Source organism: Streptomyces sp. NPDC057694, from assembly GCF_042799415.1.
Taxonomy (GTDB): Bacteria; Actinomycetota; Actinomycetes; order Streptomycetales; family Streptomycetaceae; genus Streptomyces.
This window is the reverse complement of the sequence record NZ_JBHVIX010000015.1, coordinates 115,173-136,048: the sequence shown is the minus strand read 5'-3', so window position 1 is coordinate 136,048 and position 20,876 is coordinate 115,173. Positions and strand designations below refer to the sequence as shown.

At 72.6% G+C, this 20,876-nt stretch carries 16 protein-coding genes and 1 tRNA gene; 8 read left to right on the top strand and 9 right to left on the bottom strand.

Going from position 1 to position 20,876, the window contains the following annotated elements:
• Window positions 1-95 precede the first annotated feature (95 nt).
• Window positions 96-1,193 carry a Gfo/Idh/MocA family protein gene (locus tag ACFVDP_RS28415; RefSeq protein ID WP_383495491.1) on the top strand — a complete coding sequence of 366 codons (1,098 nt, stop codon included), beginning with the start codon at window positions 96-98 and terminating at the stop codon, window positions 1,191-1,193.
• A gap of 342 nt (window positions 1,194-1,535) precedes the next feature.
• Here the strand turns inward: ACFVDP_RS28415 and ACFVDP_RS28410 are convergent, their stop codons facing one another.
• Both ACFVDP_RS28410 and ACFVDP_RS28405 read right to left on the bottom strand, forming a co-directional pair.
• Entirely contained in the window at window positions 1,536-2,687 is a 1,152-nt protein-coding gene (locus ACFVDP_RS28410; RefSeq protein WP_383495488.1) for a DUF2786 domain-containing protein, read from the bottom strand.
• Window positions 2,684-3,085, bottom strand: coding sequence for a winged helix-turn-helix transcriptional regulator (locus ACFVDP_RS28405; protein ID WP_383495485.1), 402 nt, complete (start codon window positions 3,083-3,085; stop codon window positions 2,684-2,686). Before ACFVDP_RS28405 ends, ACFVDP_RS28410 begins: the two co-directional genes overlap by 4 nt.
• A gap of 82 nt (window positions 3,086-3,167) precedes the next feature.
• Here ACFVDP_RS28405 and ACFVDP_RS28400 point away from each other — a divergent pair, with 82 nt between their 5' ends.
• The 5 genes from ACFVDP_RS28400 (at window position 3,168) to ACFVDP_RS28380 (ending at window position 7,853) form a co-directional block, all read left to right on the top strand.
• Entirely contained in the window at window positions 3,168-3,998 is an 831-nt protein-coding gene (locus tag ACFVDP_RS28400) for an NAD(P)H-binding protein (RefSeq protein ID WP_383495482.1), read from the top strand.
• Between the two features lie 137 nt (window positions 3,999-4,135).
• On the top strand, window positions 4,136-4,519 hold the full coding sequence (locus ACFVDP_RS28395; protein WP_383495479.1) for a DoxX family protein: 384 nt from the start codon (window positions 4,136-4,138) through the stop codon (window positions 4,517-4,519).
• Window positions 4,520-4,543: 24 nt separating this feature from the next.
• On the top strand, window positions 4,544-5,026 hold the full coding sequence (locus ACFVDP_RS28390) for a hypothetical protein (RefSeq protein WP_383495476.1): 483 nt from the start codon (window positions 4,544-4,546) through the stop codon (window positions 5,024-5,026).
• A complete protein-coding gene (locus tag ACFVDP_RS28385; RefSeq protein WP_383495473.1) occupies window positions 5,023-5,946 on the top strand; it encodes an RNA polymerase sigma-70 factor in 924 nt (307 codons plus the stop codon). Before ACFVDP_RS28390 ends, ACFVDP_RS28385 begins: the two co-directional genes overlap by 4 nt.
• 209 nt (window positions 5,947-6,155) lie before the next feature.
• A complete protein-coding gene (locus tag ACFVDP_RS28380; protein WP_383495470.1) occupies window positions 6,156-7,853 on the top strand; it encodes a bifunctional 3'-5' exonuclease/DNA polymerase in 1,698 nt (565 codons plus the stop codon).
• Window positions 7,854-7,861: 8 nt separating this feature from the next.
• On the opposite strand, the gene ACFVDP_RS28375 is transcribed toward ACFVDP_RS28380, so the two are convergent.
• The 7 genes from ACFVDP_RS28375 to topA all read right to left on the bottom strand — a co-directional run bounded on the left by ACFVDP_RS28375 (window position 7,862) and on the right by topA (window position 19,372).
• Window positions 7,862-9,142 (bottom strand): hypothetical protein, encoded by a 1,281-nt coding sequence (locus tag ACFVDP_RS28375; RefSeq protein WP_383495467.1) that lies wholly within the window; start codon window positions 9,140-9,142, stop codon window positions 7,862-7,864.
• A 41-nt stretch (window positions 9,143-9,183) separates the two neighbouring features.
• The gene (locus ACFVDP_RS28370; protein ID WP_383495464.1) at window positions 9,184-9,696 is read right to left on the bottom strand and encodes a SigE family RNA polymerase sigma factor; all 513 of its coding nucleotides are present in this window, start codon (window positions 9,694-9,696) and stop codon (window positions 9,184-9,186) included.
• 285 nt (window positions 9,697-9,981) lie between these two features.
• Window positions 9,982-10,055: transfer RNA gene (locus tag ACFVDP_RS28365), tRNA-Thr, on the bottom strand.
• A 106-nt stretch (window positions 10,056-10,161) separates the two neighbouring features.
• Window positions 10,162-11,739: an alpha/beta hydrolase gene (locus ACFVDP_RS28360; protein ID WP_383495461.1), complete on the bottom strand. Its 1,578-nt coding sequence runs from the start codon at window positions 11,737-11,739 to the stop codon at window positions 10,162-10,164.
• A gap of 115 nt (window positions 11,740-11,854) precedes the next feature.
• On the bottom strand, window positions 11,855-13,060 hold the full coding sequence (locus ACFVDP_RS28355) for a DNA polymerase III subunit delta' (protein WP_383495458.1): 1,206 nt from the start codon (window positions 13,058-13,060) through the stop codon (window positions 11,855-11,857).
• A 131-nt stretch (window positions 13,061-13,191) separates the two neighbouring features.
• On the bottom strand, window positions 13,192-16,347 hold the full coding sequence (gene tmk / locus ACFVDP_RS28350) for a dTMP kinase (RefSeq protein ID WP_383495455.1): 3,156 nt from the start codon (window positions 16,345-16,347) through the stop codon (window positions 13,192-13,194).
• A 160-nt stretch (window positions 16,348-16,507) separates the two neighbouring features.
• Window positions 16,508-19,372 carry a type I DNA topoisomerase gene (topA, locus tag ACFVDP_RS28345; protein ID WP_383495451.1) on the bottom strand — a complete coding sequence of 955 codons (2,865 nt, stop codon included), beginning with the start codon at window positions 19,370-19,372 and terminating at the stop codon, window positions 16,508-16,510.
• A 383-nt stretch (window positions 19,373-19,755) separates the two neighbouring features.
• Between topA and ACFVDP_RS28340 the strand changes: the two genes are divergently transcribed.
• The gene (locus ACFVDP_RS28340; RefSeq protein ID WP_383495448.1) at window positions 19,756-20,265 is read left to right on the top strand and encodes a TM2 domain-containing protein; all 510 of its coding nucleotides are present in this window, start codon (window positions 19,756-19,758) and stop codon (window positions 20,263-20,265) included.
• A complete protein-coding gene (locus tag ACFVDP_RS28335; RefSeq protein WP_383495446.1) occupies window positions 20,249-20,665 on the top strand; it encodes a DUF2752 domain-containing protein in 417 nt (138 codons plus the stop codon). The genes ACFVDP_RS28340 and ACFVDP_RS28335 overlap by 17 nt, the downstream gene beginning before the upstream one ends.
• Window positions 20,666-20,876 lie beyond the last annotated feature (211 nt).

The window sequence follows — 20,876 nt, the reverse complement described above, 5'->3', positions numbered from 1 at the left end:
GCGGGATCTTGCGGGGTGTTCGATGCCGTGCGTACACTCTCGGTGATTCAGTGTTCGCTTCGCAACGAACAGTCTATCCGTTGAAGGAGTCAGCCATGCCGTCGACCCCGCAGTCCCCCATCGGCGTAGGCATCGTCGGCCTCTCCGCCCGGCGCGGCTGGGCGGCCCAGGCGCATCTGCCCGCGCTGCGGCTGCTCGACGGGTTCGAGGTGCGCGCGCTCTCCGCGAGCAGCGCCGACTCCGCGCGGCAGGCCGCCGAGAAGCACGGGGTGGCACGGGCGTACGGGAGCGCCGCGGAGCTGGCCGCGGCCGACGAGGTCGATCTGGTCGTGGTCACCGTGAAGGTGCCGGACCACCGGGAGATCATCCGGACCGCGCTCGACGCCGGGAAGGCGGTGCTCTCCGAGTGGCCGCTGGGCACCGGCCCCGCCGAGGCCGAGGAACTGGCGTCCCTCGCCGCCGCGCGCGGGCTGCGCACCTTCACCGGGTTGCAGGCGCGCTCGGCGCCGCTGGTGCGTCATCTGCGCGATCTGATCGCGGACGGCTACGTCGGCGAGGTGCTGCACACCAGCGTGGTGGCGTCCGCGCGGGGCTGGGGCGCGATGGTGCCCGAGGGCGGCGCCTATCTGCTGGACCGCGCCTCGGGGGCGAACATGCTGACGATCCCGTTCGGGCACACCCTCGACGGGCTGACCTCGGTGCTCGGTGATGTCGACGAGGTCAGCGCGGTCACCGCCACGCGACGCCGGACGGTCGAGGACCCGGCCGGGCGGATCCACCGGCCGGACGTCGCCGATCAGCTGGTGCTGGGCGGGGTGCTCTCCTCCGGCGCGGTGGCCTCGGTGCACTACCGGGGCGGGATGTCGCGGGCGACGAACTTCCGCTGGGAGATCGGCGGGACGGACGGGGACCTCGTCGTCACCGGTGACCACGGGCATCTGCAGATGGGCGAGTACACCCTCGCCGGGGCCCGTGGCGACGACACCGCGCCGGCTCCGCTCGCCGTTCCCGAGCACTATTTCGACCCCGCGCTCGCCGCTCTGCGCGGTACCGACGCATACAACGTCGGTGCTGCCTATGCCCAGATCCGGCGCGATCTGCTGGACGGCACCCACGTGATCCCGGACTTCACCCACGCGGCCCGCCACCACCGCCTCCTCGCCCGCATCGAGCGTGCGGCAACCCGATCCTGACCTCGTCGCTCGACTGCGGGCCGGTGGGGGCTGGTCGCGCGGGGTTGTCGTTCAACTGACGGCCGGTGGCCGCTTCTCGCGCAGTTCCCCGCGCCCCCGAGGCAGGCGCTTCGCGCCGCCTCCCCCTTGAGGCTGCGCTCCGCGCGCCTCTCCTGAAGGACGAGGCGCGCCTTTGATGAGATGCCGCACGAAGTGCGCATCTCAGGGGCGCGGGGAACTGCGCGAGAAGCGGCCACCGGCCCGCACCCGACCGACAACCCAGGGGCGCGGGGAACTGCGCGACCAGCCCCCACCGGCCCGCACCCGACCGACAACCCACCAAAGGCGCGGGGAACTACTCGATCAGCCCCCAGGGCGCAGGCGGCGCTGGGAGTCCGGGCCCGCCGAGGCGTTCCCGAGGCGGGCCCGATCAGCCGCGGCGCCCCCTTCGTCCCACCCCGCCCCGTCGGAGCCCCCCCGAACCCGAGTGGTCACCGTCCGCGGAAACATCTCCTCGGCCCGCCCCGCCACAGCGACATCCCGCGCGGCGAGCACCGGCAACAACTCCCCCTCCCCACCGGCCACACGCCCGGCGACGGCGGCGAGCCGGTCGCCGATCCGCTGCGCGTACGCGGCCAGGAACGACTGCCGGAACGTCTTCGTACGCCGACGCCCGCCCGCCCGCTGCTCCGCCTCGGCCCGCGTCATCGCACTGTCGGCCTGCACGAGCAGGGACGTATAGAGCAGCTCCACGACCTCCAGATCCGCCTCGAACCCGACGACGGTCGAGAACCCGAACGCGCTGTTCCACACCGCGCGGCAGCGATTGGCCCCCGCCACCGCGTCGAGCAGCACCGCCTTCGCCGTCTCGTAGGGCGCGTCGACGCCGATCCGGCACGCTCCCGGGCTGTCCTTGGTGTGCGTACGGGCGGCGAGCAGCGCCTCGTCGACCGAGTGCCGGGCCATCAGCTCCTGCGCCTTGGCGGTGAGCGCCTCGGCCTCCGGCGGATAGCCGGTCGCCTCCGCCTTGGCCAGCAGGGCCCGGATCCGGGCGAGGGTGCGCGGCTCACCGGCGACCGGCACGGTGACAGCCTCCCCGGGCACCGGCCCAACCGGTTCGATCGCGGGGAGGCGCAGCAGCAGCCGGTACAGCTCCAGGGCGACGGTCGCGCCGGAGAACCGGTCCCGGCGCCCGTCCGCACCGGGGTCGGGAAGCTCGGCGAGCTGGGCCGCCCAGCGGGGCGGAAGCGTGTCGTAGCGCCCGGTCTCGGCACGGATCAGCCCGGCGGCGAGGTCCACGTGCCCGGCGCCGAGCCCTTCGTCCCGTACGACCATCCGCAGCACATCGGCGGGCTGCCACCCCCGCTCCCAGGCGCGGCGCACGAACTCGCGCCCGCGCAGGGCGAGTTCGGCGTCGGCGGCCGGGTCGGCGGCGAGCAGGGACGCGCCGAGGTCCAGGTCGCCGGTGTCGTACAGCGCGGCCGCGAAGGCCCGCTCGACGGTGCTGTCGCTCATCGCGGGTTCGCCTCGTCCCAGGCGGCGCGGGCGGCGGCGACGGCGGGCCGGTGGTCGCGGGACCAGTCGGCGAGGCCCTTGATCAGGTGGGTGAGGCTGTGCCCCATCGCGGTCAGCTCGTACTCGACCTGCGGCGGCACGGTCGGGTACACGGTCCGGGTGACGAGCCCGTCGCGTTCGAGACGGCGCAGGGTCAGGGTCAGCATGCGCTGCGAGACACCGGTCACGGCGCGCTGCAACTCCATGAACCGCCGTACGCCCGAGGCCAGTTCCACGACGACGAGCACCGACCACTTGTCACCGAGCCGGTCCAGGACGTCCCGGATCCCGCAGTCGTCGTGATCGTCGCAGCTGACGACCGGCCCGGAGGCGGTTACCGCCGTGTGCCCGACTGACATGAAAGTGCCTCCTTATGCGCAGCCGCCCGCGCCCCGACGATGGTCTCAGTCATCGCAACGCGACACCCGAGGGGGAACTTCCATGCTGCTGGTCACCGGCGCTTCCGGCGGACTCGGCTCCTTGATCGCCGGGCGGCTCGCGGGCCGCGACGACGTCGTGACGGGCACGCGCGCGCCCGGCGCCGGGGAGCGCCGCGTCGACTTCGACGACCCGCACCCGCGCGGGCTGGCCGACGCCTTCGCCGGAGTGGACACGCTGCTGCTGATCTCGGCCGGGTACGGCGAGGACGACGCCGTCATCGCCCGGCACGACGCGGCGATCACGGCGGCCGGGAAGGCGGGCGTGCGGCACGTCGTCTACACGAGCCTGTCCGGCGACGGCGACCATCTCACGTACGCCCTCGCCCACCGCTGGACCGAGCGGCGGCTGCGGGAGTCGCCCCTCGCGTGGACGGTCCTGCGCAACGGCCTCTACGCCGAACTCCTCGCCCACCTCGCCGCCCCCGGCCCCGACGGCGTGATCACGGCGCCGCTCGGCACGGGCCGGCTCGCGGCGGTGGCCCGCGAGGATCTCGCCGAGGCGGCCGTACGGGTCGCTCTGGACCCGGCACGGCACACGGGCCGCACCTATGAACTGGTGGGAGAAGTGCCGCTGGGCGGAGCCGAGTTGGCGGCGGCGGCCGGGGCCGCGTACGCGCCGGGAACGCTGGCCGGGGCGCGGGAGGCGATCGCGGCGTCGGGGGCGGTGCCGTTCCAGGTGCCGATGCTGGTGAGCACGTACGCGGCGATCGCGGCGGGGTTCATGGACGGGTCCCGGATCCCGGCCGCCGAGCGCGGCAACCTGCGGGAGCTGCTCGGACGGGCGCCGCGGCGGGCGGCAGAGGTCTACGCGGAGAACCTTCCGCCGCGCTGATGTCGGAGACCTTCTGCCGCACCGATGTCGGAGAACCTTCTGCCGCACCGATGTCACAGACGCGGACGCCGTCTCGTCCATGGGGTCGTCGACGAAGCACACGCATCCCGGCGTGCACGACGCACAAGGAGTGGACGATGAACCTCGCACTGTGGATCACCACCGGCCTGCTGGCCGCGGTCGCGCTGGCCGGCGGCGTCACCAAGGCGTTCGTACCGAAGGAGAAGCTCGCCGCGGCGCACGGCGGCGGCTGGACGGCCGGTGTCGGCGCCGGTTTCGTGAAGGGCCTCGGGGTGCTGGAGCTGCTGGCCGCGGCCGGGCTGATCCTTCCTGCCGCGCTCGGTGTCGCGCCGGTGCTGGTACCGGTGACCGCCGCCTGCTGGATCGCCCTGATGATCGGCGCGATGATCACCCACGGCCGGCTCGGCGAGTACCCGCTCGTGGCGCTGAACGTGGTCTATCTCGTCCTCGCGGCCTTCGTCGCCTGGGGCCGGTTCGGTCCCGGGTCCTTCACGGGCTGAGCCGCGGCGGGCATGATCGTGCGGGTGTTCCTGACGGACGGCGACGGCGCCGTCGGACGGCTCCTGGTGGCACGTTTCGTGGCGCGGGGGCACCGGGTCACGGCGACGACGACGAGCGAGGACATGCTGGACACGCTGGCGCGGTGGGGCGCACGGGGGATGGTGATGGACGGGCGGGACGCCGTGTCCGTCGGTGTGACGGTGGGCGCCGCGCGGCCGGACTCGATCGTGCACCGGACGACCGCGCGAGGCGCCGCGGGCACCGATCATCTGCTGGCCGCCGCGCAGGCGGCAGGTGTCCCGCACGTCGTCGCGTGGTCGGACGCCACGGCGCCGCACCGCCTGTCGGACGCGGCACGGGCGGTGTTCGAGACCGGCGGCGCGGTGGTGCTGCCCTGCGGCCGCCTCGACACCGCGGTGAGCGCCACCGTCCTCGCCGTGGAGCGCCGGACGACGGGACTGCTCCGGTGCGCCCCGCACCGCGCTGACGAGGAGGCGGCTCGATGAACGGCACCAGGACCGAGGAGTTCCAGGAGCTGCGCCCGCTGCTGTTCTCGATCGCGTACCGGATCCTCGGCAGCGTGAGCGAGGCCGAGGACGCGGTCCAGGAGACCTGGCTGCGCTACGCGGCGACGGCGACCGAACCGCGCTCGCCGAAGGCGTTCCTGTCGGCGACGGTGACCCGGCTCTCGATCGACGTGCTGCGTTCGGCGCGGGTGCGGCGCGAGGCGTACGTCGGCCCGTGGTTCCCCGAGCCGCTGCTCGCCGATCCGTACGAGGATCCGGCGCGGGCGGCCGAGCTGGCCGACTCGGTGTCGACGGCTGCCCTGCTGCTGCTCGAACGCCTCAGCCCGCTGGAACGGGCCGCGTTCGTCCTGCGCGAGGTCTTCGACTTCGGCTACGACGACGTGGCGTCGGCGGTGGGCCGCTCCGAGTCCGCGTGCCGCCAGCTGGTGGTGCGGGCGCGCCGCCACATGGCCGCGGGCCGGCCCCGTTTCGAGGCGGATCGCGGGGAGCGGGAGAAGCTGGCGGCGCGGTTCTTCGACGCGCTGCGCGAGGGCGACGTCCCTGGTCTACGGGATCTGCTCGCCGCCGATGTGTCGATGGCCGGCGACGGCGGCGGCAAGGCTCCGCAGCTGGCCCGGACCGTCCTCGGCGCCGTGAACGTGGCCCGCCTCCTCGGCTCCGCCTTCCCCCGCATGGCCCGCGCCGCCATCACGTGGGAGCCCTGCACGGTCAACGGCGAGCCCGGCGCCGTCTTCCGCGACCAGGACGGAAAGGTGCTCCACACCATGTCCCTGGAGTTCCACGCATCCCGCATCCACGCGATCCGCACGGTCATCAACCCCGAGAAGCTGGCGCATCTGGGCCCGGTGGCGGACGCGTGGGCGGTCGACGAACGGGTGCGGGGGATCACGGCGGGCTGATCGGTCCCGTGCGGGTCGAGTGCGGCTGGCCGCGCAGTCCCCCGCGCCCCTGAAGGCTGCGCTCCGCGCAGCCCCCTGATGAGATGCCGCACGAAGTGCGCATCTCAGGGGCGCGGGGAACTGCGCGACCAGCCACGACGAGAGCCGCACCCGCCCACACACACCACAAATCAGCACCACTGTCAGACCCAGATGTGACACTCGCCCGTATGACCGAACGCTGGGCCCTGGCCCCCACCGAGCACGGCGGCGCCGCCATCGCGCCACTGGGCCCGGACGGCCGCCCCACCACCCCGGTCACCCACGAACCCGACCTGAAAGAAGCCGTCCGCACCAGGCCGGAGGCCACCCGCTGGGTCTGGCGCGACACCCACACGGTCTACCCCCGCCTCCTGGCAGCCGGCATCAAAGTGGACCGCTGCTACGACATCGAGGCCGCCGAAACCCTCCTCCTCGCCCACGAGGGCAGACACGGCGAACCCCGCTCGGCAGCCGCCGCCCTGGCAAGACTCCGCGGCGGCCCCGTCCCCCCGGACCCGCCCCCGCGCACGGCGGCCCCGGCCTCCCAGTCGTCCCTGTTCGAGCCGCGCCCACCCGTCGACGTCCCCCTCACCGACCTCCTCGACGTCTACGCGGATCAGCAGCGCCGCCACGCCGCCACCGCCCACCCGGACCGCCTGCACCTGCTGACGGCGTCCGAGTCCGCGGGCATGCTGATCGCCGCCGAGATGCACGCGGCGGGCCTGCCGTGGCGGGCGGACGTGCACCGGGCCCTGCTCACCGAACTGCTCGGCGACCGGTACGCGGGCGGCGGCGAACCGCGCAGGCTGGCCGAGCTGGCGGACGAGGTGTCGGCGGCGTTCGGCAGACGGGTGCGCCCGGATCTGCCCGCGGACGTCGTGAAGGCGTTCGCGCAGGCGGGCATCAAGCTGACCTCGACCCGCCGCTGGGAGATCGAGAACATCGACCACCCGGCGGTGCAGCCCCTCCTGACGTACAAGAAGCTGTACCGGATCTACACGGCGCACGGCTGGTCCTGGCTCCAGGACTGGGTCAGGGACGGCCGTTTCAGACCCGAGTACCTGCCGGGCGGCACGGTCTCGGGCCGCTGGACGACGAACGGCGGGGGTGCGTTGCAGATCCCCAAAGTGGTGCGCCGCGCGGTGATCGCCGACCCCGGCTGGAAGCTCGTCGTCGCGGACGCCGCGCAGATGGAGCCGCGGGTGCTCGCCGCGATCTCGCGCGACCCGGCGTTCATGGAGGTCGCGGGCCAGGACGGCGACCTGTACCAGTCGGTCTCGGACCGGGCGTTCTCCGGCGACCGCGGCCAGGCCAAACTCGCGGTGCTCGGCGCCATATACGGGCAGACCTCGGGCGACGGCCTGAAGAACCTGGCACTGCTGCGCCGCCGCTTCCCGCGCGCGGTGGCGTACGTGGACGAGGCGGCCCGGGCCGGCGAGGAGGGCCGCCTGGTGCGCACCTGGCTGGGCCGCACCTGCCCGCCGGCGGCCAACGCGGCGGATCAGGAAGAGGCGGGCATCCCGCAGGAGGACCCTTACAGCCCGTCCGACGCGTCGTCGGCGCCCCCGTCGACGTACGGCTACACGTCGTCGAACTCCCGTGCGCGCGGCCGCTTCACCCGCAACTTCGTGGTGCAGGGCAGCGCCGCCGACTGGGCGCTCCTGATGATGGCCGCGCTGCGCCGCGAGCTCGACGGCATGGCGGCCGAGCTGGTGTTCTTCCAGCACGACGAGGTGATCGTGCACTGCCCGCACGACGAGGCCGCCCGGGTCACGGAGGTGATCCGGGCGGCCTCGGAACTCGCGGGACGGCTCACGTTCGGGGAGACGCCGGTGCGGTTCCCGTTCACGGTGGCGTCGGTGGACTGCTACGCCGACGCGAAGTGAGAGGGGGGCTACTTACCGGACGCCCACTTCTCCGACAGTGCGATGCGTGTCAACTCCTCCATGCTCAGGCCTGGCTCGGCCCGCGTAGCATCCTGGTTCTGAGCACCGGAGTTGAAGGCGGAGACCACGACTCGCCGTCCGTCGGGGCGGATCGTGTCGGCGGTCCACATCACGATGCCGGCACCACCCTTGTCGTCGCCGTCACCCTTGCGCGTGACGATCTTCGTCCCGTCGGGCCGCACCTCGGCACCGCTCCCGAACAGCTGGTCCTCCACGCCCTTCATGTTCGACTGCACATTGATCTGGACGAGGGTGGCGCCCTTGCCGTCGTCCACGATCACGTACGCGTACTCGGCGTCCTGCCCGCCCTCGTCGGTCACCTTCACCCGGCCGGGCAGCAGCGCCTTGAGGTTCTTCAGGATCGACGCCTGGTCGAGCCCCTGCGCGGGCGGCTGGGCGAGCGGCTCGTCGGGCGCGGTGCCGATGGCGTTCATCACCGGCCGCCATTCCTTCGCCGTGACGAGCGTCTTCAACTGGGCGAGGCTGAGAGGCGGTTCGGGCCGGGTGATGGCGGCGTCCTTCTCCGCGGGCGCGTTCCACTCGTTGGCCGAGACGGTGTACCCCTCGCGCGTGACGAGGAACGCACTCCACGCCTTGGTGTCGACGCGCCGGTCCGGGTATTCGTAGCCGCGCATCAGCATCAGCCGCGAGCCGTCGGAGAGCTTCTCGTTGCGGCACTCGTCGAACGGGACGAAGTTCTTGTCCGGGCACTTGAGTTGCTCCGCGACGGTGACACCGTCCGGGTCGACGGCGCCGACGCTCACGCCGATCGCGGCCTTGCCATGCCGGTCGTCGTACACGAGATGCGCGTACGGCCCGGCCTCCTGGTCCGTGCCACGCCCCTCCTGCCCGCTGAACTTCCCCTTGGGCAGGAGCCCTTCGAGAATCCCGATGACGCGCGCCCGGGAAACGGCGGCCCCCTTCCCATGCGCCTTCTTACTCTGCTTGCTCTGCTTGTTCTGCTCGGCGGACGCGCTGGGCCGAGCCGCCACCCCCTGCACATCGGCGGTGGCGGTGTCGAACACCCCGCCCACGTACGAGGCGCCGAGCCCGACGACGGCCAGCGCCGCCACGCTCCCGCCCATCGCACCCGCCCGCCGTCGCCGCAGCCGCCGGCGCCCGCTGAGCACACCGCGCTCGACCAGCGCCGCCCCGTCCTCGGCGACGAACCCCTCCCCGGTGCGCCGCAGCGCCCCACCGATCTCCTCTTCGAACGCGTCCGCGCCCATCTCGCCACCCTCTCCTGATCCGCCTGTGGTCATTGGGTACGTCACCGCGCGACGAACTCGGCGATGCTGCCGCCGAGTTGCTCCCGCAGCCGGGCCAGCGCACGGCTGCTGCGGGTGCGCACGGCGCTCGAACTGAGATGCAGCGCGTCCGCGGTCTCCTCTATCGACCGGTCCTCCCAGTACCGCAGCACGACAACGGCCCGGTCCTTCGCCGGAAGCTGCCGCAGCGCGTCGAGCAGGGTCAGCCGCAGGGACGCGTCCCCGGCCCCCGCCGCGACCCCCTCCGGGAGATCACCGGACGGCCGCTCCCCGGCCGACCGCCGCCGCTGGTACGCGAGAAACGCCCGTACGAGCACGGTCTGCGCATACGCCGCCGGATTACCGACGCGCACCGCGGGCCGCCCCCAGACGACGTACATCTTCCCGAGGGTCTCCTGCACAAGATCCTCAGCGAGATGCACATCCCCGCTGGTCAACAGGCAAGCAGACCGAAACAACTGCCCCGACCTGGCCACGGCGAACTCCCGGAACGCCCCTTCAAGCGACCGCCTCATCCGCGCCGCTCCCCCTTCGTCGCACCTACACCCGAATAGATGCGCCGGGGGCCGGGAAATGTTGCAGACCGGCGGGGGCACCTAGCATGACGGCCGTGCCCGATGGATCTACATCTCCGGTCTCGGCGGCACGGCACTCGGCCAGTCCCTCACGTCGTAGCCGCGCACCGCCCCACGGCCCGGGATCGCAGCTGCGCTCCGCCCCGACCCCGGATTCCGACCCGAGCCCTGCTCGGGGCATGAAAAAACCCCAGGTCACGGCGAGTGAGTCCTGGGGTTGATCCGAGCCGCCTTCGGGATTCGAACCCGAGACCTACGCATTACGAGTGCGTTGCTCTGGCCATCTGAGCTAAGGCGGCGCCGCCGGTGCGCACCGGAGTGCGTCAGCAACGTCGTCAATGCTACACGCTCTCGGGGGGTGCTCCGCCCACCCTTTTATGACCAGGGACGATCACGGCGAACCGGCTATGAGCAGCGCTTTCCGTCCGTGGGCGGGGTGCCGGTGAGGAGGTAGGTGTCGATCGCCTTGTCGATGCAGGTGCTGCCGCGGCCGTACGCCGTGTGGCCGTCGCCCTCGTAGGTCAGCAGGCGGCCGGAGGAGAGCTGGGAGGCGAGGGACTTGGCCCAGCCGTAGGGGGTCGCCGGGTCGCGGGTGGTACCGACCACGACGATGGGGGCGGCGCCGGCGGCGGTGATGCGGTGGGCCTCGCCCGTCGCCTTGACCGGCCAACTGGCGCAGTTCAGGGAGGACCAGGCGAGGCCGGGGCCGAAGACCGGGGAGGCCTTCTCGAAGTCGGGCAGGGCGGCCTGGACCTCCCCCTCGGACGTGAAGGCGGGGGGCTGGTCGAGGCAGTTCACGGCGGCGTTGGCGAACATCAGGTTCGCGTACGTGCCGTCGGGGTCGCGCTCGTAGTAGCTGTCGGACAGGGCCAGCAGACCCGCGCCGTCCTTCTTCTGGATCGCGGCGGTCAGCGCGTCCCGCAACTGCGGCCAGGCCCCCTCGTCGTACATCGCCGCGATCACGCCGGTGGTGCCGAGCGCCTCGCCGAGCTTGCGGCCGTCGGGGTCGCCGGTGGTCAGCGGTGTGCGGTCGAGGGCGGTGAAGAAGGACTTCAGGCGCTGTCCCGCCTGGTCCGGGGTTCCGGTGCCGAGCGGGCAGTCGGCGCGGGCCACGCAGTCCTTCGCGAAGGAGGTGAAGGCCGTCTCGAAGCCCGCGGTCTGCTGGAGATTCAGTTCGCGGGACGGCAGCGACGGGTCCATCGCGCCGTCCAGGACGAGCCGGCCCACCCGCTCCGGGTACAGGCCCGCGTACGTCGCGCCGAGGAACGTGCCGTACGAGGCGCCGACGTAGGTCAGCTTCTCGTCGCCGAGCGCCGCCCGCGCGAGGTCCATGTCGCGGGCCGCCTCGACGGTGGAGACGTGCGGCAGGACGCGCTTCGAGGTCGCGTCGTGGGTCTCGCAGCCGGACGCGAACTTCTTGTACGCGTCGACCAGTTCGGTCTTCTCGCGCGCGTCGTCGGGCGTCATGTCGGTCTGCGTGTACGCGTCCATCTGCTTGCCGCCGAGGCAGGTGACGGGCGCGCTGCGGGCGACGCCGCGCGGGTCGACGGCGACCATGTCGTAGCGGGCCCGGACCTCGGCGGGATAGCCGATGCCCGCGTACGCCTGGAGGTAGCCGACCGCCGAGCCGCCGGGGCCGCCCGGGTTGACCAGGAGCGAGCCGAGGCGCTTGCCGGGGCCGGTGGCCTTCTTGCGGGAGACGGCGAGGTCGATGTCGCCCGCGGACGGCTTGTCGTAGTCGAGCGGCGCCTTGAGGGTGGCGCACTGGAAGCCGGAGACTCCGCAATCGCGCCACTTGAGCGACTGGTGGTAGTACGAGGCCAGTTCGGCCGGGGTCGCGCCGGGCAGCGCCGCGAGTGAGGCGTCGGCGGTGCCCGAACCCCCTGGGGAACAGCCGGCCATGCCGGTCAGCAGGAGGGCCGAGGCGGCGAGCAGGGCGGCCTTGCGGCGGGGCGAGGTCGGGAAGGGGCGCCTGAAGTACATCGAGCGAGCGTAACGCTCCGCAGGGGTGGCGTGACTTTACGTTGCCGGTTGAAATGTCTGCCCCGCGGCGCTCGCAAACGGCTCGGCCGTGCCCGCCGGCGGGTTCGACCGCCCCCTACCCCGCCCGCAGCGCCACCGTCATCGCCTCCACCGCGAGCAGCGGCGCGACATTGCGGTCCAGGGCGACGCGGCACGCGCCGATCGCCTCGATCCGCCGCAGCGTCGACTCGGGCGAGCTCCCGCGGGCGACCCGCTCCAGGGTGTCCTGGATCTCGACGTTGGCCAGCGCCACAGCCGAACCGAGCTGCATCGCGAGCACGTCCCGGTAGACACCGGTGAGGTCGGTGAGGGCGAGGTCGAGGCTGTCGCGCTGCGATCTGGTGCGGCGGCGCTTCTGCTTGTCCTCCAGGTCCTTCATCACGCCGGCCGTGCCGCGCGGCATCCGCCCGCCGCTCTGCGCGCCCAGAGCCGCCTTCAGCTCCTCGGTCTCCTTGGTGTCGACCTCTTCGGCGAGCTGCTTGGAGTCCTCGGCCGCCGCGTCCACCAGCTCCTGCGCCGCCTTGAGGCAGCCCCCGACGTCCTCGACGCGCAGCGGGATTTTCAGCACGGCGGCTCTGCGCTCCCGCGCGCGCGGGTCGGTGGCCAGGCGGCGGGCCCGGTCGATGTGGCCCTGCGTGGCGCGGGCGACGGACGCGGCGACGGCCGGCTCGATCCCGTCACGCCGTACGAGCATGTCGGCGACGGCGTCGACGCCCGGAGTGGACAGGGTGAGCAGCCGGCAGCGGGAGCGGATGGTCGGCAGCACGTCCTCGACGGAGGGCGCGCACAGCAGCCAGACCGTGCGGGGGGCGGGCTCCTCCACGGCCTTCAGGACGGCGTTCGCCGATTTCTCGTTCAGCCGCTCGGCGTCCTCGACGAGGATCACCTGCCAGCGGCCGACCGCGGGGGCCGTGTACGACTTGCGGACGGTGTCGCGCATGTCGGCGACGAGGATCTGCGCGCCGTCGGCGGCGATCGTCGACACGTCCGCGTGCGTACCGAGCAGGGCGGTGTGACAGCCGTCGCAGAACCCGCAGCCCGGGGCGCCGCCGAGCGCGCGGTCCGGGGAGACGCACTGCAGGGCGGCGGCGAACGCGCGGGCCGCGGTGACCCGGCCCGCGCCGGGCGGCCCGGTGAACAGCCAGGCGTGCGTCATCTTCGACGCGGGGGGCGGCGGGGTGTCCGTGGCGGCGGCCGTCACCAGGGCGTCCGCGTCCCGCGCGGCCGCGTCCAGCGACACGACCACGCGCTCCTGACCGACCAGGTCGTCCCATACGGCCATGGGGATACCGCCCTTCCTCGAGCTTCAGCCCCATTGTGCCGGGCGGCACTGACATCCCGGGCACCTCGGGCACCGACGGCACCCGGTCTCCCAAGGGCGCCCCGATCACTCAGGGCACCCCCGGCAGGCGCCTACCGCCCGCGCCCGCCCCGACGGCCTCGCCCGCCCCTGTCCTCGTCGGACTCGTCGTCCCGTCCGCCGAGCAGCTCGTCGGCCAGCGACGGCAGATCGTCCAGCGGGGTCTCCTCCGCCCAGTCGGAGCGGGGGCGGCGGCGCGGCCTGCCCTCCTCGTCGACCTGCGGCAGCTCGGCGGTGCGCTCCGCGGAGCCCTCCGCCGCCGGCCGCTCGTCGCGGAAGTAGCCCGGCGGAACCCGGCTCCCCGAGTCCCCGGATCCCGACGGCGCGGACGGATCCGGCACCTGCGGGAGCACGGCCGTCTCGTCCGCGGCTCCGGCGGGCATCTGCGGCAGCACCGCGGTCTCCTCGGCGTCCGAGGGCGCCGCAGATGCCGCAGACGACTCGGCCCGTACGGGCGGCAGCACCGCCGTCTCCTCGGCCGCGGACAGGTCCTCGGGCCGCACCACGGGCGTGGGCACGGTCACCTCGTTGTCCGGGACATCCGGGACGTTCGGCGCGGCCGAAGCCGGCCGCGCGTCCTCGACCTTGCGGAACTGCGCCGTCCGCCCGGTCTCCGCCGCCGCTGCACTGGCCTGCGCGGCGAGCCGCCGCGCCTCCTCGGCCCGCAGCAGCGCCTCCTCGGCCTTGCGCTGCTTGTCCAGGCGCCGCTCCTCGGCCTCGGCGCGCAGCCGCGCCTCCTCCTCGGCCTGGCGCTGGCGGCGCTCCTCTTCCTTCTTGCGCGTCGCTTCCTCGGCGAGCAGCCTGACGCGCTCCTCCTCGGCCTTGCGGCGGGATTCCTCGGCGCGCTTGCGGGCCTCCTCGGCCTGGCGCTCGGCCTCGAGGCGCTGCGCCTCCTCCAGCTCGCGGCGCTTGCGCTCCTCCTCCTCGGCGCGCAGCTTGGCGAGCTGTTCCTGCCGCTCGCGCTCGACCCGCTCCTCCTCGGCCTTGCGGGCGGCCTCTTCCTCGGCCTTGCGGCGCGCTTCTTCCTCGGCGGCCTTGCGGGCCTCCTCGCGCGCCTGGATCTCGGCCTCGGACAGCGGAAGCAGCGTGTCGAGGCGGTGCCGGACGACGGTGGTGACCGCCTCCGGCTCCTGTCCGGCGTCGACGACGAGGTAGCGGCCGGGATCACCGGCGGCCAGGGCGAGGAAACCGGAGCGCACGCGCGCGTGGAACTCCACCGGCTCCGATTCGAGCCGGTCGGGCGCCTCGGTGAACCGCTCGCGGGCGGCCTCCGGGTCGACGTCGAGCAGCACGGTCAGATGCGGTACGAGACCGCTGGTGGCCCACCGGTTGATCCGGGCGACCTCGACCGGCGACAGGTCGCGGCCCGCGCCCTGGTAGGCGACGGACGAGTCGATGTACCGGTCGGAGATGACGATGGCGCCGCGCTCCAGGGCGGGGCGGACGACGGTGTCGACGTGCTCGGCGCGGTCGGCGGCGTAGAGCAACGCCTCCGCGCGGTGGGACAGGCCCGCCGACGAGACGTCGAGCAGGATCGACCTCAGGCGCTTGCCGACCGGAGTGGCTCCCGGCTCGCGCGTGACGACGACCTCGTGGCCCTTGTCGCGGATCCACTCGGCGAGCGCCGCGGCCTGGGTGGACTTGCCGGCGCCGTCGCCGCCCTCCAGGGCGATGAAGAAACCGGTCTCGGCGGGGGCCTGCGCCGGGTCGTGCCCGCCGAGCAGCGCGTCGCGCAGGTCGTGGCGCAGCGGTACGCCGCTGCGGTCGTCGGCCTTGGCGAGGACCAGGGCGGCGACGGGCAGCAGCAGCGCGCCGACGAGCATCAGGGTGAACGCGGCGCCGCCGTGCGCGAAGACGAACTTGCCGTTCTCCAGGCGGTGCGGTCCGATCAGCGCGGCGAGGAGCGGGGCGAGCAGGGCGCCGAGTGCGAGGGAGACCCGTACGACGGCCTGCAGGTGCTCGGTGGTCCGGGCTCTGCGGTACTCCTCGGCCTCCTGGTCGAGGAGGGTGTGCCCGGTGTTGGCGGCGATGCCCGCGGTGACACCGGCGAGCGCGAGGATGATGATCACGGTCGTGACGTCGGGCACGAGTCCGGCCGCGAGCAGTCCGATGCCGGTGAGCGCGATGGCGAGGGCGAGCAGACGGCGCCGCGAGAGCGACGGCAGCACCGACGGCGCGGACCTGATCCCGACGACGGTGCCGCCGGTGAGCGCGAGCACGAGCAGCCCGAAGGTCACCGGGCCACCGTCCAGGTCCTTGGCCTGGAGCACGGACACGGCGACGGCGGCCGAGACGGCCCCGGCGACGGCGGCGCAGGCCAGGACGAGCAGCGGAATGGCGCCCGTACGTCCCTTGTCCGCGGTGCCCTCGCCGGTCTTCGGCCGGCGCAGGCCCTCCAGCGGCGACCGCGCGCGCGGGGTCTGCGTGTCGGGCAGTTCGAGGAAGAAGACGACGGACAGCGAGGCGGCGAAGAGCCCCGCGGCCACGTACGAGGAGAGCGCGACCTGGTGCAGGTCGAACCAGTCGAGGCCCGCCCCGATCAGGTTCTGCACGAGGGAGACGACCAGGAGGACCGCGGCGGCCAGCGGTACGCCGACGAACGTCGTGCGCAGCGACAGGCGCCGCAGGGCGTCCATGTGGTCCGGCAGCGGCCGCACGGCCGCGCCCTCCAGGGGCGGCGCGGGCAGCAGCGCGGGCGCCGCGCTCTCCTTGGCGACGGTCCAGAACCGCTCGGCGACCCCGATGACGAAGGCCGTCACGAGAATCAGTGCGAGGGCGTTGTCCGGCGTCCAGTCGATCCAGAGCGGCGCGACGATCAGCAGCGCGGCCCGCAGTCCGTCGGCGCCGACCATGGTCCAGCGCCGGTCGAGGGGACCGCCGGGGGTGGTCAGCGAGGTCAGCGGCCCGAGCAGCACCGCCCCGAACAGCAGAGTGGACAGGATGCGCGCCCCGAACACGGCGGTGACGGCGAGGGCTACTCCTCGGTAGCCACCGCCGAACGACCCTTCGGAAATGGCCGCCTGAAGCGTGAGCACCACGAGCACAAGCAGCCCGAGCACATCACCGACTCCACCGACGAGCTGCGCCGACCACAGTCGTTTCAACTGGGGTACGCGCAGGAGCGCACGCACGGCGCGCTCTCGGGAGTCCGCTACCAGGGCGTCGTCTGGGGCCGTGTGGGGGGCCGTTGGCTGCTCGGCACGGGTCATTCGTCCAGCCTATCGGGACCGACCGACACTCCGTGGGCCCGGTCCGAACAAATGGACGCCCCCGGTACAACTCCCGGGGGCGTCCATGTGTCTACGTACAAATGCCTGCTCGGCAAACCGCGCCCTACCAGGCAAACCGGTCCACCGCGGCCGCGCCGCTCTACTCGTCGGCCGCCTGAGAAGCAGCCGCCTTGGAAGCGGTCGCCTTCTTTGCGGGCGCCTTCTTGGCCGCGGCCGTCGTCTTCTTCGCCGTGGTCGTCTTCTTGGCCGCCGTCTTGGCCGTGGTGGCCTTCTTGGCGGCGGTCTTCTTGGCGGGCGCCTTCTTGGCGGCCTTCTTCGCGGTCTTCTTGGCCGGCGCCTTGGCCCGCTTCTCCGCGAGGAGCTCGTAGCCGCGCTCCGGCGTGATGTCCTCCACGGAGTCGGCCGCCCGCAGCGTCGCGTTGGTCTCGCCGTCGGTGACGTACGCGCCGAAGCGACCGTCCTTGACGACGACCGGCTTGCCGCTGACCGGGTCCTCGCCCAGCTCCTTCAGCGGCGGCTTGGCCGCCGCGCGCCCGCGCTGCTTGGGCTGGGAGTAGATCTCCAGCGCCTCTTCCAGCGTGATGGTGAAGAGCTGCTCCTCGGCCGTCAGCGAGCGCGAGTCCGTGCCCTTCTTCAGGTACGGCCCGTACCGCCCGTTCTGCGCGGTGATCTCGACGCCCTCGGCATCGGCGCCCACCACGCGCGGGAGCGACATCAGCTTCAGGGCGTCGTCGAGGGTCACGGTGTCGAGCGACATCGACTTGAACAGCGACGCCGTCCGCGGCTTGACCGCGTTCTTGCCGGTCTTCGGGGTGCCCTCGGGGAGCACCTCGGTGACGTAGGGACCGTAGCGGCCGTCCTTGGCGATGATCTGGTGGCCCGACACCGGGTCGGCGCCCAGCTCGAAGTCGCCGCTCGGCTTGGCGAGCAGCTCCTCCGCGTACTCGACGGAGAGCTCGTCGGGCGCCATGTCGTCGGGGACGTCCGCGCGCTGGTGGTTCTCGGAGTCCCGCTCGCCGCGCTCGACGTACGGGCCGTAGCGGCCCACGCGGAGCACGATGTCGTTGCCCACGGGGAAGGACGAGACCTCGCGGGCGTCGATGGCGCCCAGGTCGGTCACGAGTTCCTTCAGGCCGCCGAGGTGGTCCCCGTCGCCGTTGCCCGCGTCGGCCGCGCCGCCGGAGCCCGGGGTGCCGTCGCCCTCACCGAAGTAGAAACGCTTCAGCCACGGCACGGACTTCGCCTCACCGCGCGCGATGCGGTCGAGGTCGTCCTCCATCCTGGCGGTGAAGTCGTAGTCGACGAGCCGGCCGAAGTGCTTCTCCAGCAGGTTGACGACGGCGAACGACAAGAAGGAGGGCACCAGGGCCGTCCCCTTCTTGAAGACGTAGCCGCGGTCGAGGATCGTGCCGATGATCGACGCGTACGTCGACGGGCGGCCGATCTCGCGCTCTTCCAGCTCCTTGACCAGCGAGGCCTCGGTGTAGCGGGCCGGCGGCTTCGTGGCGTGGCCGTCGACCGAGATCTCCTCGGCGGATAGCGCGTCGCCCTCGGTGACCTGCGGCAGGCGCCGCTCGCGGTCGTCCAGCTCCGCGTTCGGATCGTCGGCGCCCTCGACGTACGCCTTCAGGAAGCCGTGGAAGGTGATGGTCTTGCCGGACGCGCTGAACTCGGCGTCGCGGCCGTCGCTCGACGTACCGGCGATCTTGACCGTGACGCTGTTGCCGACCGCGTCCTTCATCTGGGAGGCGACGGTCCGCTTCCAGATCAGCTCGTAGAGGCGGAACTGGTCGCCGGTCAGGCCGGTCTCGGCGGGCGTGCGGAAGCGGTCGCCGGAGGGACGGATCGCCTCGTGCGCCTCCTGCGCGTTCTTCACCTTGCCCGCGTACGTACGCGGCTTGTCCGGCAGGTAGTCCGACCCGTACAACTGCGTGACCTGGGCACGGGCGGCCGAGACCGCCGTGTCCGACAGGGTCGTGGAGTCGGTACGCATATAGGTGATGAAGCCGTTCTCGTACAGCTTCTGGGCCACCTGCATGGTCGCCTTGGCGCCGAAGCCCAGCTTGCGCGAGGCCTCCTGCTGCATCGTCGTCGTACGGAACGGGGCGTACGGCGAGCGGCGGTACGGCTTGGACTCGACCGAGCGGACCGCGAACGACGTGTCCTGGAGGGCGGCGGCGAGCGCTCGCGCGTTCGCCTCGTCCAGGTGCAGGGTGTTCGCCGAGTTGCCGCCCTTGATCTGGCCGAGCGAGTCGAAGTCGCGGCCCTGCGCGATGCGCTTGCCGTCGACCGCGGACAGGCGGGCGACCAGGGAGGACGGGTCGGAGGTGTCACCGGCGCGGCCGGTCGCGAAGGTGCCGGTCAGGTCCCAGTACTCGGCGGAGCGGAAGGCGATGCGCTCGCGCTCCCGCTCGACGACGAGGCGGGTGGCCACCGACTGGACACGGCCCGCCGACAGGCGCGGCATGACCTTCTTCCACAGGACCGGCGAGACCTCGTAACCGTACAGACGGTCGAGGATGCGGCGGGTCTCCTGGGCGTCGACCATGCGCTTGTTCAGCTCGCGCGGGTTGGCCACGGCGGAGCGGATCGCGTCCTTGGTGATCTCGTGGAAGACCATCCGGTGGACGGGAACCTTGGGCTTCAGGACCTCCAGGAGGTGCCACGCGATGGCTTCGCCCTCGCGGTCCTCATCGGTGGCCAGGAAGAGTTCGTCGGAGTCCTTCAGCAGGTCCTTGAGCTTCTTGACCTGGGCCTTCTTGTCGGCGTTGACGACATAGATCGGCTCGAAGTCGTTCTCGACGTCGACGCCGAGGCGGCGCACCTCGCCGGTGTACTTCTCGGGGACCTCGGCCGCGCCGCTGGGGAGGTCGCGGATGTGCCCGACGCTCGCTTCGACGACGTACCCAGGGCCGAGGTAGCCCTTGATCGTCTTCGCCTTGGCGGGCGACTCGACGATGACGAGTCGGCGGCCGCCCTGTGCGGTCTCGCTGGTCGGGGACAACTTCGCTCTTCTCTCCGGTCGGCGGTTGGGGCCGTTCTGTGGTCGCGGCTGACACCGCTGTGTGGCACTGCTGCGGAGTGTGACGGTACCTCCCGCCGGTGTGTCAAACGGGAAAAGCACGCAGCAGCCACTCGGAACGGTAACCCGACTCCTCGTGATCCTGCCCCCGGACCGGGGAGCGGACGCCTGCGCTCCGGGTATCCGCGTCCTCACTGTGCGTGCCACATTCCTGTCACGAGCGTCCCGATCGGGCCCCGATCACGGAGGTCACGGCCGCCCTCACTCCCCCTCTCCGACCGGTCCTGACAAGATGGCGGACGGCTGGGGGAGCCCGCGGGAGCCTCCGGCGCGTCCCCACGCTTCCCGACCGCAGGAGCACCCCGATGTCCGACAGCAATCCCTACGGCCAGCCGCCGAAGGACCAGAACCCCTACGGCCAGCAGCCCCCGCAGCCTCCGCAGAGCCCGCCCGGCCAGTCGCCGTACGGATACCCGCAGCAGGGCACCGCCCAGCCCGGTTACGGCTACCCCCAGGCGGGGTCCCAGCCCGGCCCCGGATACGGGTATCCGGGCGGTGCGCCCGGTGGCGCCCCCGGTGGCGGTTTCCCGCCCCCGCCGGGACCCGGCATGGGCATGGGCTACGACCCGAACGCGCCCTACGGCTACGACCCGTACGGCCGGCCGTACTCGGACAAGTCGAAGATCGTCGCGGGCGTTCTCCAGCTCTTCCTCGGCGGCTTCGGCGTGGGCCGCTTCTACATCGGCAACGTCGGCCTCGGCCTGGCCCAGCTGTTCACCTGCGGCGGCCTCGGCATCTGGGCGCTGATCGACGGCATCATCCTGCTGACCAGCAACAACACCACGGACTCGAACGGCCGTGTCCTGCGCGGCTGACGGCCCGAACCGGGCCGGGGCGCTGTGGCGGCACCCGGCGGCGGCACCCGCGGGGGTGCTCGTCGCGGGGGCCGTCGGCGCGTTCTATCTGTACGGCACCAACCCGCACGAGCCGGGCCACTGGCTGCCCCGCTGCCCGCTCCAGTGGGCCACCGGGCTGCTCTGCCCGGCGTGCGGCGGCACCCGCATGGTGTACGACCTGATGCACGGTCAGTTCACGGCGGCCTGGCACGACAACCGGCTGCTGCTGCTCGCCGCCCCGTTCGCCCTCGCGCTGCTGGGGCGGTGGGCCTGGGAAGGGCTGCGCGGACGCCGCTGGCGGCCCCACGTCTCCGTCCGCGGCCAGGTGGCGATCCTCGTGACCGCGCTCGTCTGGACCGTGCTGCGCAACGTCTTCTGACGCTCCCTCAGGGCGGCGCGGGACAACGCCTCGGCCTCACCCGCGCCATGCACCCCTCAGGTCACAAACCTGCCACGAAACCTTGTGATCGAGTCAAGCGCAGCCCAAGTGCCTCTAAATTTGTGCATTCCGAGGCGCGCAACGTCCCCACACGGCGCATCTGCCTCACTCACCATCATCCGCTCAGCAGCACGGCTCCGTGCCGTGTTTT

Coding starts and splice junctions, on each gene's coding strand:
- ACFVDP_RS28415 (WP_383495491.1), top strand. CDS start 96: ATGCCGTCGACCCCGCAGTCCCCCATCGGCGTAGGCATCGTCGGCCTC.
- ACFVDP_RS28410 (WP_383495488.1), bottom strand. CDS start 2,687: ATGAGCGACAGCACCGTCGAGCGGGCCTTCGCGGCCGCGCTGTACGAC.
- ACFVDP_RS28405 (WP_383495485.1), bottom strand. CDS start 3,085: ATGTCAGTCGGGCACACGGCGGTAACCGCCTCCGGGCCGGTCGTCAGC.
- ACFVDP_RS28400 (WP_383495482.1), top strand. CDS start 3,168: ATGCTGCTGGTCACCGGCGCTTCCGGCGGACTCGGCTCCTTGATCGCC.
- ACFVDP_RS28395 (WP_383495479.1), top strand. CDS start 4,136: ATGAACCTCGCACTGTGGATCACCACCGGCCTGCTGGCCGCGGTCGCG.
- ACFVDP_RS28385 (WP_383495473.1), top strand. CDS start 5,023: ATGAACGGCACCAGGACCGAGGAGTTCCAGGAGCTGCGCCCGCTGCTG.
- ACFVDP_RS28380 (WP_383495470.1), top strand. CDS start 6,156: ATGACCGAACGCTGGGCCCTGGCCCCCACCGAGCACGGCGGCGCCGCC.
- ACFVDP_RS28375 (WP_383495467.1), bottom strand. CDS start 9,142: ATGGGCGCGGACGCGTTCGAAGAGGAGATCGGTGGGGCGCTGCGGCGC.
- ACFVDP_RS28370 (WP_383495464.1), bottom strand. CDS start 9,696: ATGAGGCGGTCGCTTGAAGGGGCGTTCCGGGAGTTCGCCGTGGCCAGG.
- ACFVDP_RS28360 (WP_383495461.1), bottom strand. CDS start 11,739: ATGTACTTCAGGCGCCCCTTCCCGACCTCGCCCCGCCGCAAGGCCGCC.
- ACFVDP_RS28355 (WP_383495458.1), bottom strand. CDS start 13,060: ATGGCCGTATGGGACGACCTGGTCGGTCAGGAGCGCGTGGTCGTGTCG.
- tmk (WP_383495455.1), bottom strand. CDS start 16,347: ATGACCCGTGCCGAGCAGCCAACGGCCCCCCACACGGCCCCAGACGAC.
- ACFVDP_RS28340 (WP_383495448.1), top strand. CDS start 19,756: ATGTCCGACAGCAATCCCTACGGCCAGCCGCCGAAGGACCAGAACCCC.